Annotated in this window: 12 protein-coding genes; all 12 read right to left on the reverse strand. The window is 65.5% G+C overall.

Annotation, left to right across the window (positions count from 1 at the left end):
* The coding region (locus AC5ZFO_RS22320) for an IS481 family transposase (protein ID WP_496122550.1) at positions 1 to 859 on the reverse strand (859 nt) is incomplete at its 3' end.
* 125 nt (positions 860 to 984) lie between these two features.
* Positions 985 to 1260: a DUF1488 family protein gene (locus tag AC5ZFO_RS22325; protein WP_496122551.1), complete on the reverse strand. Its 276-nt coding sequence runs from the start codon at positions 1258 to 1260 to the stop codon at positions 985 to 987.
* 135 nt (positions 1261 to 1395) lie between these two features.
* Entirely contained in the window at positions 1396 to 2013 is a 618-nt protein-coding gene (locus AC5ZFO_RS22330) for a tetratricopeptide repeat protein (protein WP_282520487.1), read from the reverse strand.
* A 120-nt stretch (positions 2014 to 2133) separates the two neighbouring features.
* The gene (locus tag AC5ZFO_RS22335; RefSeq protein WP_282520486.1) at positions 2134 to 3603 is read right to left on the reverse strand and encodes an AMP nucleosidase; all 1470 of its coding nucleotides are present in this window, start codon (positions 3601 to 3603) and stop codon (positions 2134 to 2136) included.
* Positions 3604 to 3818: 215 nt separating this feature from the next.
* On the reverse strand, positions 3819 to 5153 hold the full coding sequence (locus AC5ZFO_RS22340) for an HlyD family type I secretion periplasmic adaptor subunit (RefSeq protein ID WP_282520485.1): 1335 nt from the start codon (positions 5151 to 5153) through the stop codon (positions 3819 to 3821).
* Positions 5150 to 6898, reverse strand: a complete 1749-nt coding sequence (locus AC5ZFO_RS22345; RefSeq protein ID WP_282520484.1) for a type I secretion system permease/ATPase — start codon at positions 6896 to 6898, stop codon at positions 5150 to 5152. The genes AC5ZFO_RS22340 and AC5ZFO_RS22345 overlap by 4 nt, the downstream gene beginning before the upstream one ends.
* A gap of 261 nt (positions 6899 to 7159) precedes the next feature.
* A complete protein-coding gene (locus AC5ZFO_RS22350; RefSeq protein ID WP_282520483.1) occupies positions 7160 to 7429 on the reverse strand; it encodes a GlsB/YeaQ/YmgE family stress response membrane protein in 270 nt (89 codons plus the stop codon).
* Positions 7430 to 7846: 417 nt separating this feature from the next.
* Positions 7847 to 8821 carry an ABC transporter ATP-binding protein gene (locus AC5ZFO_RS22355; protein ID WP_282520482.1) on the reverse strand — a complete coding sequence of 325 codons (975 nt, stop codon included), beginning with the start codon at positions 8819 to 8821 and terminating at the stop codon, positions 7847 to 7849.
* A complete protein-coding gene (locus AC5ZFO_RS22360; protein ID WP_496122552.1) occupies positions 8818 to 10233 on the reverse strand; it encodes an amidase in 1416 nt (471 codons plus the stop codon). Before AC5ZFO_RS22360 ends, AC5ZFO_RS22355 begins: the two co-directional genes overlap by 4 nt.
* On the reverse strand, positions 10230 to 10427 hold the full coding sequence (locus AC5ZFO_RS22365; protein WP_071916846.1) for a hypothetical protein: 198 nt from the start codon (positions 10425 to 10427) through the stop codon (positions 10230 to 10232). The genes AC5ZFO_RS22360 and AC5ZFO_RS22365 overlap by 4 nt, the downstream gene beginning before the upstream one ends.
* Complete coding sequence (locus tag AC5ZFO_RS22370; RefSeq protein ID WP_282520480.1) at positions 10424 to 11485, reverse strand: ABC transporter ATP-binding protein; 1062 nt, start codon at positions 11483 to 11485, stop codon at positions 10424 to 10426. Before AC5ZFO_RS22370 ends, AC5ZFO_RS22365 begins: the two co-directional genes overlap by 4 nt.
* A 3-nt stretch (positions 11486 to 11488) precedes the next feature.
* Complete coding sequence (locus AC5ZFO_RS22375; RefSeq protein ID WP_282520479.1) at positions 11489 to 12391, reverse strand: ABC transporter permease; 903 nt, start codon at positions 12389 to 12391, stop codon at positions 11489 to 11491.

Raw genomic sequence — 12391 nt, forward strand, 5'->3', positions numbered from 1 at the left:
CTTGGTGAGGCCGCTCCAGATTGTAGACCGGCCGCCAGGCGTCGAAGGCGCGCTGGACTTCCGGGAGAGTTCGGAAGCGGCGCATTGCAAACACCTCGGCCTTCAGGGTGCGATGGAAGCGTTCGTTCTTGCCGCGGGCCTGCGGGTGGCACGGCCTGGCGTGCACCACCCTGACGCCAAGCTTGAGCAGCCACACCTTCAGTCCGGTCCAACGAACGCCGGACGTATCGCCCCAGGGCGAGCCATTGTCGGTGTAGAAGGCCTCCGGCAGGCCATAGCAGCGGAACGTCGCCGTCAGATGATCCTGCACGGTGAGACGCTGCTCGTCGGCACAGGCCTTCAGGCACAGCACGTAGCGCGAGTGATCGTCGACGATCGTTAGCGGATGGCACCGCGTCCCATTGGCGAGCGGCAGGTGACCCTTGAAGTCCATCTGCCACAGCAGGTTGGGAGCTTCCTTCTCGAACCGGTGGCCCGGATTGGGCGGTGCATTCTCGCTCGGTTTGACCCGGCCGTTCCGACACAGGATCTGGTGCACCGTTGATGGCACAGGCACCGTCTGCCCGCCCCGCTTCAGGCAATGGGCAATCTTCCGCGCTCCCCAAGCCGGATGCTTGTCGCGTACAGCCAGGACTTCTGCCTCGACCGCAGCCTCACTCCGCTTGGGCATCGCATGCGGGCGCCGGGAGCGGTCGGTCAGCTCCCGATCGCCGGCCTGCCAGCGCGCCATCCACTTGTAGCCGACGTCAGGACTGATGTTGAACCGACGGCACAGTTCGCGCCGGTTGGCGCCCTCTTGCAAAGCCAGCCGCACAAACTCGTGGCGCTGATCCATCACTGACACCTCACTCCAAGGCATGGACGGCCTCCCGAATCGGACCAATCCAGCCAATGTTGATGTGTCAGCTATGTCTCCGAACACCCGTCAGTGATCTGTCCGGGCTAAACACTTCGCGGGGCATGACAGCGGGAGGCTTGTCGACACTACCTCCCCAGATGCCGCATGAAGATCCGCACCACATATCCCTGGACCCGCGGTGCCTCGTCATAGATATCCGACGCGAGCCGCTCGATGGTCTCACGCAGGGACAGGAACTGCGCCTGGCGCGCGCTGCTCTCGGTGCCCTGCATGCCCGCGAGCTCGTCCATCGCGGCATCGCTGATCTGGCAATGCACGACCTCATCCTCACGCATCATCGTGAAGCGGAAGGCCAACCGTTCGAGGTCGTGGCCGATGATCCTGTCGCGCGACAGCGGCATCCAATTGTCCCGTTCGCGCCCCCGAACGGGACAATGCTGAAAATCTGACGCTTTGTCACCATCCGCGCCAGGAGGCATCGCTGTCATGCGATGTTCATCAACAGCGCGCTTCCATCGGTCGGCCCGGCGCCAACGTCAGTAGGCGAGCGCCGTGCCGGTCGGCTTGTCGAGTGCCGCGGCCAGCGATCGATACTCCTCACAATCCGTCCCGCAGATGGCGGCAATCCGGCTGAGATGATAGAGCGCCTGCTCACGGTTACCCCGCTCGAGCTGCCACAGTCCATAGTACTGCCACGTCAATACGTGGTTCGGATCTACCTTCAACGCGCGCTCGTACCAGACCTGCGACTGCTCGTAGTCGCCGAGCTTGCGGTAGGAATAGCCGATCAGGTTGGCGACGTTCGGATGGTCGTCATGGCCGAGCGATTTTAATTGCGCGATCGCGGTCGCATAGTCGTTGCGCTCGTAGATGGTGTCATAAGCCACGCGGTAGCCGGCCGCGAAAGCGGGATCGCCGATACTGGACTGGTTATTCGGCTTCCTGCCCTTGTGTGTTGCCTTGGTGCCCCAGCGCTTCGGGTAGACTGGCTGCGGCTGCAGCCTCTGATCCGCGTAGGCTCCGGCATAGGGATCAGTGGAGCTGATGCCGCCTCCACCGCCCCCGCCGCCCCCGCCGGCGGCAAAGGCCGGCGAACTCAACAGCACTGCCGCAAATGTACCGAGCGTGACGAGCCTGATCATCGCTGTGATCATGTCTGCCTCCTGTCCTGTTCAAGCGGCCCCGGACGAATTGATAACCCTGCCTCGGCAGCGATATTCCGGGACGCTGCGCTCACAGAGACGTCAGCGTTCGTACGACAGTCCCGTTGTCCTTTACTGGAACGCGACCTCGGCGAAGCTTCGCAGCTTTCGCGAATGCAGCCGTTCCGATTCCTGCTGCTTGAGCCGCTCCAGCGCCTTCAGGCCGATCTCGAGATGCTGGCCGACGCGGCGGCGGTAGAATTCGCTGGCCATGCCCGCGAGCTTGATCTCGCCATGCAGCGGCTTGTCGGAGACGCACAGCAGAGTGCCGTAGGGAACGCGGAAGCGGTAGCCGTTGGCGGCGATCGCGGCCGATTCCATGTCGAGCGCGACCGCGCGCGACTGCGACATGCGGCGGATCACCTCGGGCCCCGAGATCTCCCAGTTGCGGTTGTCGACGCTCGCGACGGTGCCCGTGCGCATCAGGCGCTTCAGCTCGAAACCTTCGAGGCCGGTGACGTCCTCGACCGCCTGTTCGAGCGCGACCTGCATCTCGGCCAGTGCCGGGATCGGCACCCAGAGCGGCAGCTCGCGGTCGAGCACGTGGTCCTCGCGCACATAGCCGTGGGCCAGCACGTAGTCGCCGAGCCGCTGCGTGTTGCGCAGGCCTGCGCAATGGCCGAGCATCAGCCAGGCATGCGGGCGCAGCACCGCGACGTGGTCGGTGACGTTGCGCGCGTTCGACGGGCCGGTGCCGATGTTGATCAGGGTGATGCCGCGATAGCCAGGCGCGACCAGATGGAAAGCCGGCATCTGCGGCGCGCGGGCAGGTGCCACCCCGCTGGTTGCGCCGCCGCTGCGCGTGATCACATTGCCGGGCGCGACGAAGGCTTCGAGGCCGGCTTCGCCGGATTGCAGCCGCTGCTGGCAGAGCTGTGCGAAGGCATCGACATAGAACTGGTAGTTGGTGAAAATGACAAAGTTCTGGAAATGCTCGGGGTCGGTGCCGGTGTAGTGATAGAGCCGCCGCAGCGAATAATCGACACGAGCAGCCCGGAACAGGGACAGCGGCTCGGGCGCGCCCGCTTGGAGCTCGAAAGTGCCGTCGGCGATCGCATCATCCATGGTGGCGAGATCAGGCACGTCGAACGCATCGCGCAGTGATCGCGTCACCGGCGAGTTCTCGCTGGTGGTGATGGCTGCCTCGATGTTGATGTCCCGCCGGTAGGCGAAGTGGACGGGGATCGGCTCGCTGGACTCGCCGACCTCGACGGGCACACCGTGGTTCTGGATCAACAATCCGATCTGCTCGGTGAGATAAGTCCGGAACAGATCCGGCCTGGTCACGCTGGTCTCATGCACGCCGGGCCTTGCGACAAAGCCGTAGGAGAGACGCGAATCCAGCCGCGCATACGTCGCAGTGGTGACGCGGACGAAGGGATAGAAGGCCCGCACGCGCGTGGTGATCGCCTCGCCGTTGACATAGGCCTCGAACCGGTCACGCAAGAATTTCGTGTTGCGCTCGTAGATCTCCTCGAGGCGGGCGACAGCCGCGGCCGCGTCGGAAAAGGCTTCGGTGGCGATGGAGGGTGGGGATTGCATTGTTCGACCGCCGGGTTGCTGGGCTTGAGTCGAACTATAGCAAAGAACGATGAGCCGTAGGGTGGGCAAAGCGAAGCGTGCCCACCATCGTGACCATCACACGAAGAGCGGTGGGCACGGCGCGTTGCGCCTTTGCCCACCCTACGAGATCGCGTATGTCGCCCGAGTTCCCGGATGCGCGCTAAGCGCGCTCCGGGATGACGCGCTTTCGCGCGTCACTTCTCGCGGAAGGCCCGCATCAGCTGGTCGTGCAGCGGCTTCATCAGATAGGACAGCATGGTGCGGTCGCCGGTCTGGACGAAGGCTTCCGCCGGCATACCGGGGATCAGCTTGGAGTCGCCGAGCTTGGCGACCTCTTCCGGGGACATCGACACGCGGATGGTATAGTAGCTCTGGCCGGTGCGCTGGTCGGTGGTGACGTCGGGCGAAACCCGGCTGACGACGCCGTTGAGCTCTGGCGTAGTACGCTGGTTGAATGCGGACAGGCGCAGCAGCGTCTTCTGGCCGATCTGGAGCTTGTCAATATCGACAGGATTAACCTTGGCCTCGACCTGGAGGTCGTCCGCCTGCGGCACGATCAGCATCAGGGCATCGCCGGCGGTGACGACGCCGCCGACGGTATGCACCGTCGATTGCAGCACCATGCCGTCCTGCGGCGCACGGATGTCGACGCGGCGGAGCTGGTCTTCGGCGGCGACCTTGCGCTCGATCATTTCACCGATCTTGTCGTTGGTCTCGCGCAGATCCTTCGAGACCTCGCTCACCATGTCCTTGTCGACCTGGATGATCTGGAGCTCGGTCTCGGTGATCTTGCCCTTGGCCTGCGCGCGCGAGGCGATGTATTGCGCGCGCTCGCCGTTGAGGCGGGCGCTGTCGCGCTCCAGCGTGGTCAGGCGCGAGATTTGCACCAGGTGCTTCTCATAGAGATCGCGGACACCGACCAGCTCCTGCTGCACCAGGACGATCTCCCTGTCCTTGGCCTTTTCCTGAGCGGACAGTCCTTCGATCTCCTCGTTGAGCTGTTGGACACGCTCGCGGAGCTGCGCCTTCTGCCCGGCGCGGCCGTTGACGCGGACGTCGAACAGCTTGGTTTCGGCGGAGAGCAGGTTCTTGACGTCGGGATCGCTGCCGCGATCGAGCAGCGATTGCGGAAACTCGATCTTGTCGACACCGCGCTGCTCGGCCTGCAGCCGCGCCGTGCGCGCCTGCGCGGCGTCGAGATTCTTGGTGACGATGGCGAGGTTCGCCTTGGTGACGGTGTCGTCGAGCCGTACCACGATGTCGCCGGACTTGACCACGTCGCCGTCGCGGGCGCGCAGCTCGCCGACCACGCCACCGGTCGGATGCTGCACCTTCTTGACGTTGGATTCGACCACGACCTGGCCCGGCGCGATCAGGGCCCCCGAGATCTGCACCGTCGAGGCCCAGCCACCGAGGCCGACGACGAGGGCCGCCACGATGGCCAGTCCGAGCATCAGGTGAAACCTGATGGAATCCCGCACGGTCCTCTTCGCGGCGGGCTTTCCGCCGCCGATAGCCATCGTGCTCATGATTTGGGCACTCCGCCTTCGCTGACGATCTTGATCGGTGCCGGCGGCGTCACGCGCGGCTGAAGCACCTGCGCAAGCACCTGCTCCTTCGGCCCAAAGGCCTGCATGCGGCCGTCGCGCAGCACCAGGATCTGGTCGACCGCTTCGACGCCGATCGGGCGGTGCGCCACCACGATGACGATGGCGCCGCGCTCGCGCGCCGCGCGGATGGCGCGGGTCAGCGCCTCGTCGCCCTCGGTGTCGAGATTGGAATTGGGCTCGTCGAGCACGATCAGGAACGGGTTGCCGTAGAGCGCGCGCGCCAGCGCCACGCGCTGCGCCTGGCCCGCGGAGAGCGCGGTGCCCTGTTCGCCGACCTGCGTGTTGTAGCCCTCGCGCATCTTGATGATCATCTCGTGCACGCCGGCTTCCTTCGCCGCGGAAATGATGCTGTCAGAGGTGGCCTCGGGATCGAAACGGCCGATGTTCTGCGCGATGGTGCCGCCGAACAATTCGACGTCCTGCGGCAGATAGCCGATGTGGCGGCCGAGCATGTCGGAGGCCCACTGGTCGAGCGCCGCGCCGTCGAGCCGCACCTTGCCACGGACCGGGTGCCAGACGCCGACCAGCGCGCGGATCAGCGACGATTTGCCGGAGCCGCTCGGTCCGATCACGCCGAGGCCATTGCCGGCGGCAAGCGCGAAGGTGACGTCCTGCACGATGAGGCGCTGATCGCCCGGCGGCACCATGGCGATGCCCTCGACCGAGAGCCGGCTGGTGGGCGCCTGCAACTGGGTCGGCATCGCCTGCGCCGGCATCTGCTCCAGCAGACGCGTGAGGCGCTGCCAGCTCTGACGTGCCGCGACAAAGGATTTCCAATGCGCGATGGCGAGATCGACCGGCGCGAGCGCGCGGGCGGAGAGGATCGAGCCGGCGATGATGATGCCGGCGGTCGCCTCCTGGTGGATGACGAGATAGGCGCCGACCGCGAGCACTGCCGATTGCAGCATCATGCGCAGCACTTTTGCGACCGCGCCGAGACCGCCGGCGACGTCGCTCGCACGCTGATTGCCGTCGAGGTATTTTTCGTTGGCCTCGCTCCAGCGCTGGTTCATCCGGCCGGTCATGCCCATCGACACCATGACTTCGGCGTTGCGCCGGCTGGAGGCGGCGAGATCGTTGCGCTGAGCGGCAAGGCCCATCGCCTCCTTCGCCGGCTGGCGGGACATGAATTCGGTGACCAGCGTCAGCCCGACCAGGATGATGGCGCCGACCAGAGCGGTGAGGCCGATCATGACGTGGAAGGCGAAGCAGATGGCGAGATAGAGCGGCAGCCAGGGCAGGTCGAAGAACGCGCTCGGGCCCATGCCGCCGAGGAAGGAGCGGACATTGTCGAGGTCGCGCAGCGGCTGCAGGCCCTCGTTGCGACTGCCGACCAGGAGCGGCAGGCGCACGACCGTGTCGAACACGCGCTTGTTGAGGGCTTCATCGAGCGCCGTGCCGATCCGCCCCAGGATCCGGTTTCGGATCATGTCGAGCACGCCCTGCGCCATATAGAGGAAGCTGGCGATGATGATCAGGCCGACGAGAGTCGGAACGCTGCGGCTCGGCAGAACCCGGTCGTAGACCTCCAGCATGAAGATCGACCCGGTCAGATAGAGCAGGTTGATCATGCAGCTCATCAAGCCCACGCCGACGAACGCCGTGCGACAAGCACGCAGGGCGTCACCGAGCTCTGAACGGCGGACGCCAGGTACGGCTGCCATCAGTCTGATCTCTTTCGGGTAAGGGGCAACGCCCCTGATTTCCTAGGTCGTTCTGGGGTACGCGACCCGGATTAACATCGTATTCCTCCGCGACGAACGCGGTCGAATTAATCCAGGTCCCTGATAGGCCACCTCTACCCCTGACGACCTCGCACGCAAGTCCGGTATTTCACAGTCTTTGCGGCTTTTTATAGCAGACATCGCGGCCTCTCCCCAGCGGGGGAGAGGCGAAAAGTGCCGGCTCGCTGAGCCAATGTGACGCTAGAACCGGCCGCCGCCACGCACCAGCCGCACCACCAGGAGCAGGATGATGGCGCCGATGGCGGAATAGATGATCTCGGACACGAGCCCGGTGCCGAGATGGATGCCGAGCTTCGGGAACAGGAAGCTTGCGACAAACGCGCCGGCGATGCCGATCACGATGTCGCCAATGATGCCGAACCCGCTGCCGCGCACCACCTTGCCGGCGAGCCAGCCGGCGACGAGGCCGACGAACAGGATGACGATGAGGCCTTGGCCAGAAATGTACATAAGTCGAAGTCCCTCTCCATGAACGGGGGCATGGAACCGGAACCGGGATGAATGGGGTCTGAATGCTGTTCCCCAAGATCCGGTTGCGGCTATGGAAACAAAAATGTCGAAAACAACCCCATGCACAGTAGGGGTGCAGTTGGCGGGTGGTGCGAGGTGAACTGTGACAAGTCGGTGTTGTCGTAGAGGGATTCTGAAGTCGCGCGCGATTTGAAGTGAGGGACGCACCGCTCTCTCATTCCCTCCCCCCTTGCGGGGGAGGGGCAGCCACGGGCGAGGTCTGAGTTCGTGGCCACCCCTCTCCCCCGCCCTCCCCCGCAAGGGGGGAGGGAGCGCAGTTGTGCGCGGGGCTGCACCTCAGCTCGCACCGGCAGGGTTAAATCGACGCCACGCTCGCTTCGAAGAGAACCGTTGGTGCTATGACGCCGTCACCGGCTCCGCCAGCACGCACCTCGCCGCTCGGCCCGGTCCGACCTCCACATTCGCGGGCAATTGCTCCAGACACCGCGGCTGGGCGACCGCACAACGGGGGGCGAAGGAGCAGTTGTTCGGCTTTTCGGCCAGCGGGGGCGGGGTGCCGGGGATGGTCTCCAGCCGGGCGCCCCGCTTGGCGCCGTGGATGGTGGAGGCGAGCAGGCCCTTGGCGTAGGGGTGCACCGGCGTGCGGACGATGTCGCGGAGCGTCCCCTGCTCGACGATCTGGCCGGCATACATCACCGCGACACGGTCGCAGATCTCGATCGCAACGCCGATGTCGTGGGTGACGAAGATGACGGACATGCCGAACTCGCGCTGAAGCTCGCGCAGCAGCAGCAGGATCTGGATCTGCACGGTGGCATCGAGCGCGGTGGTCGGCTCGTCCGCCAGCAAAATCTTCGGACGGCAGGCGAGCGCCAGGGCAATCATCGCGCGCTGGCGCATGCCGCCGGACATCTCGTGCGGATAGGCATCGAGCCTGCGTTTTGCGGAGGGAATGCGCACGACCTCGAGCATTTCGAGCGCCCTCGCCCGCCCTTCCGCAAGGCTCTTGCCTTCGTGGCGCACGACGCTTTCGGCGATCTGCGCGCCGATGGTGTAGACCGGATCGAGCGCGAGCGCGGGCTCCTGAAAGATCATCGACACGGTCTGGCCGCGAAACGACGACAGCTCCTCGTCGTTCATGGCGAGCACGTCGCGGCCCATCACGTTGACCTTGCCCGTGATCTGCGTGCGCTTCTTCGGCAGCAGCCGCATCAGCGCACGCAGGGTCACGCTCTTGCCGGAACCGGACTCGCCGAGCAGGCCCAGCACCTCGCCGTCACCGAGCGAGAGACTGAGATCGTTCACGGCATAGACCGTGCGCTCCCCGGTGAAGCGGATGTTGAGGCCTGAGATGTCGACGAGCTTTGTCATGACGGCAGTTTGGGTACCCGGTCGTGGTAGTCGGTGACGCACTGGAAGGCGGCGCCGATGGTGAGCAAGGTCGCTTCATCGAAGGAGCGGCCGATCAGCTGCATGCCAACCGGCAGGCCGCTTTTGGTGAAGCCGGAGGGAATGGTGAGCGACGGCAGGCCGAGGAAATTCACCGGGCGGGTGAACAGCGTCAGTCGCTGCACCATCGCCGGCGCGTTCGGGCCGCCGCCGACGTCGCTCTCCTCGATCGTCGGCGCCGGCACCGGCGATGCCGGCGCGATGATCGCGTCAACACCAGCCGTGGCTGCATTGTGGGCGGCGAGTGCCGGACCACGCCAGCGCATGGCTTCGAGATAGGTGATGGCGGGAACGGCGAGACCGTTCTGAAGCCGCATCAGGACCTGCGGGCCGTAGTCCTGCGGACGCTCGATCATCCAGCGCTTGTGGAAGGCGGCCGCTTCGGCCGCGAGCACGAGCTGGCTTGCCACAGACAATTGCCGCTGGTCCGGCAGCTCGACCGTGACGATGTCGGCGCCCTCGCGCTTGAGCACCGCGATGGTCTCGTCCAGCACGCGCGCGACCTCGCCGTCGAGATCGTCGACATAGAAGGAGGCGGGCACGCCGATTTTCAGGCCCTTGAGCGAACCCTTGGTGGCGCCGACATAGTCGGACAGCGGCTCGTGGCTGCAGGTCGAATCCGCGGGATCGGGACCGGCCATCAGCGCCAGCAGCAGTGCACAATCCTCGGCGGTGCGGGCGAGCGGACCGACCGTGTCGAGCGATTGCGACAGCGGCATCGCGCCGGCGCGGCTGACGCGGCCGACGGTGGTTTTCAATCCGGTGACGCCGCAGAAATGCGCGGGCATGCGGATCGAACCGCCGGTGTCGGAGCCGAGCGCCGCGAAAGTCAGGCGCGCCGCGACCGACGAGCCGGAGCCCGACGAGGAGCCGCCGGTGATATGCGCGACGTTCCAGGGATTGCGCACCGGACCGTAATGGGCGTTGTGGCCGGTCGGGCCATAGGCGAATTCGGCCAGATGCAGCGTGCCGAGGCGGACCTGCCCGGCGTCCTTCAGCCGCTGCAAGGCCGTGGACGTGACGGTCGGCACGAAATCGCGGCGGATCAGCGAGCCGCAAGTCGAGACGTGGCCTGCGTCGTAATACATGTCCTTGTGCGCGAGCGGCACGCCGTGCAGCGGACCGCGGACATTGCCCTTGGCAAGCTCGGCATCGGCTGCCTCGGCAGCCTTCAACGCGGACTCGGCTTCAACCGACATGAAAGCGTTCAGATGCGGCTGCCACTGTGCGATGCGGTGCAACAGCGCGCGCGTTACCTCATGCGAGGACACCTGCTTCATCGCGATCGCGCGCGCGACCTCGGTGAGCGTCATCAATGCAGGCTCACGGCTCATTTCGACACCTTCTGCGTCTGCGCGATCGGATAGAGCGCGGGCTCGAGGTCGAACGGCAGCGTGCCGGCGATGGCCGCAAAGCCTTCGAAGGCCGGTCCGATGGAATTGGAGATACGCGTCGCGATTTCATCGTCGACCGGGACGCCGGCGACTTGCGCGATCGGCTTGATCTCTTTCGGTGTCGGTCTCGTCATGCGGTTTCCTCCCTGGGCGCGCGGCTATGGCCTGATCCCGGTATCGCCATGTAGCACGCGGCCTCGTGGCCCATTCTATCGAGCGCGGTGAGCTTTGGTGCTGCATTTGCGCAGAGCGGCTCCGCGAACGGGCAACGGGTGTGGAAGCGGCAGCCCGGCGGCGGGTCGATCGGATTGGGCGGGTCGCCGGTGATCGGCGGCTTCTCGGTGCGACGATCGGGATCCGAGGACGGCATCGCAGCAAGGAGCGCACGCGTATAAGGATGCGCAGGATTGTCCCAGACCTGATCCACCGGTCCGAGCTCGACGACCTCGCCGAGATACATCACCAGCACGCGGTCGCTGATATAGCGCACGACGTTGAGATCATGGCTGATGAAGAGATAGGTCAGACCAAACTCGCGCTTGAGATCGGCGAGTAGATTCAGCACCTGCGCCTCGACGGATTTGTCGAGCGCAGAGACGGCTTCATCGAGAATTACGAGCCGCGGCGACAGCGCCAGCGCACGCGCGATGTTGACGCGCTGGCGCTGGCCACCGGAAATCTCGTGCGGATAGCGGTTGGCGAAGTTTTCCGGCCGCAGGCCGACCTTGCCGAGCAACTCGCGCGCCAGCGCCCGCGCCGTACCATCGGCCATGCCGTGCACTTTCGGGCCGAACGCGATCGATTCCTCGATCGTCAGGCGCGGATTGAGCGAGGCGTAGGAGTCCTGGAACACCATCTGCATGCCGCGGCGCAGCTCGCGCAACGACAGCGACTGGCCGACGGTCATGCCGTCATAGATGATGTCGCCGGTATCGCGCGGCATCAGATGCATCAGCAACCGCGCGGTGGTCGACTTGCCGCAACCGGATTCGCCGACGATGCCGACCGTCTCCCCCTTCGCGACCGAGAAGGAGACGTCGTCCACCGCGCGCACCGTGCGTTTCGCGGCGAACAATCCGCCGCGAACGGGGAAATGCTTGGTCAGGCCGTTGACCTGGAGCAGCGGCTGCGCGACGCCGCCGCGGTCTTCGACCGGCTCCAGCATTTCAACGGATGTGTTGCTCTCGCTCATGGCCTAGTTCCTGATGTCCATGGCGCTGCGCAGGCCGTCCGAGAGCAGGTTGAAGCAGATCGAGACCGCGAAGATCATCGCGCCCGGCAATGCCGCGACCCACGGATTGACGTAGATCGCGGTGCGGAGCGTGTTCAGCATCAGTCCCCATTCCGGCTCCGGCGGTTTTGTGCCGAGGCCGAGGAAGGAAAGACCGGCGGCCAAAATCATCGAAACCGAAATGAGACTGGTCGCATAGACGAAGATCGCGCCCAGCACGTTGCCGAGGATGTGCACCCGCATGATGGTGAAGGGCCCCGCGCCGGAGGCGCGCGCGGCCTCGACGAAATCCATGTTGCGCACGCCGGTGGTGACGCTCTCGGCGACGCGGGTGATCTGCGGCACGAACACGACGGTCAGCGACACGATGGAGTTGAGGATGCCGGCACCGAGCGCGCCGGAGATCGCGATCGCGAGCAGCACGGAGGGAAAGGCGTAGAACACGTCGATCGTGCGCATGATCGCGGTGTTGAGCTTGCCGCCGACATAGCCGGCGACGAGGCCGAGCGAGGTGCCGATGCAGAAGGCGAGGATCACGGGCAGGATGCCGATGACCAGCGACAGCCGCCCGCCGTAGATCAGCCGCGCCAGCATGTCGCGGCCGAGCTCGTCGGTGCCGAGCGGGTAGCCGACCGTGCCGATGTGGCGCAGGCGGCGGATCATCGAGCCCTTGTAGGGATCTTCAAGTCCGAGCCACGGCGCGAGCACCGCGGACAGGAAGATCAGCAGCAGCACCAGCGCGCAGGCCATGCTGACCTTGTCACGCCGGATGCGGCGGCCGACAGTCGCCCAATAGCCGCGCGCCTTGGTCGCGGGCGCGGCCTGCAGCGCGGCATCGGCGGTCGCGGACAACGGAAGCTCGCTCAT

The organism is Bradyrhizobium sp. Unk1, from assembly GCF_059512345.1.

Bases quoted from the DNA above. Each gene is read 5' to 3' on its own strand.
- AC5ZFO_RS22375 (WP_282520479.1), bottom strand. From the start codon at position 12,391: ATGAGCGAGCTTCCGTTGTCCGCGACCGCCGATGCCGCGCTGCAGGCC.
- AC5ZFO_RS22345 (WP_282520484.1), bottom strand. From the start codon at position 6,898: ATGGCAGCCGTACCTGGCGTCCGCCGTTCAGAGCTCGGTGACGCCCTG.
- AC5ZFO_RS22350 (WP_282520483.1), bottom strand. From the start codon at position 7,429: ATGTACATTTCTGGCCAAGGCCTCATCGTCATCCTGTTCGTCGGCCTC.
- AC5ZFO_RS22370 (WP_282520480.1), bottom strand. From the start codon at position 11,485: ATGAGCGAGAGCAACACATCCGTTGAAATGCTGGAGCCGGTCGAAGAC.
- AC5ZFO_RS22340 (WP_282520485.1), bottom strand. From the start codon at position 5,153: ATGAGCACGATGGCTATCGGCGGCGGAAAGCCCGCCGCGAAGAGGACC.
- AC5ZFO_RS22365 (WP_071916846.1), bottom strand. From the start codon at position 10,427: ATGACGAGACCGACACCGAAAGAGATCAAGCCGATCGCGCAAGTCGCC.
- AC5ZFO_RS22325 (WP_496122551.1), bottom strand. From the start codon at position 1,260: ATGCCGCTGTCGCGCGACAGGATCATCGGCCACGACCTCGAACGGTTG.
- AC5ZFO_RS22330 (WP_282520487.1), bottom strand. From the start codon at position 2,013: ATGATCACAGCGATGATCAGGCTCGTCACGCTCGGTACATTTGCGGCA.
- AC5ZFO_RS22335 (WP_282520486.1), bottom strand. From the start codon at position 3,603: ATGCAATCCCCACCCTCCATCGCCACCGAAGCCTTTTCCGACGCGGCC.
- AC5ZFO_RS22355 (WP_282520482.1), bottom strand. From the start codon at position 8,821: ATGACAAAGCTCGTCGACATCTCAGGCCTCAACATCCGCTTCACCGGG.
- AC5ZFO_RS22360 (WP_496122552.1), bottom strand. From the start codon at position 10,233: ATGAGCCGTGAGCCTGCATTGATGACGCTCACCGAGGTCGCGCGCGCG.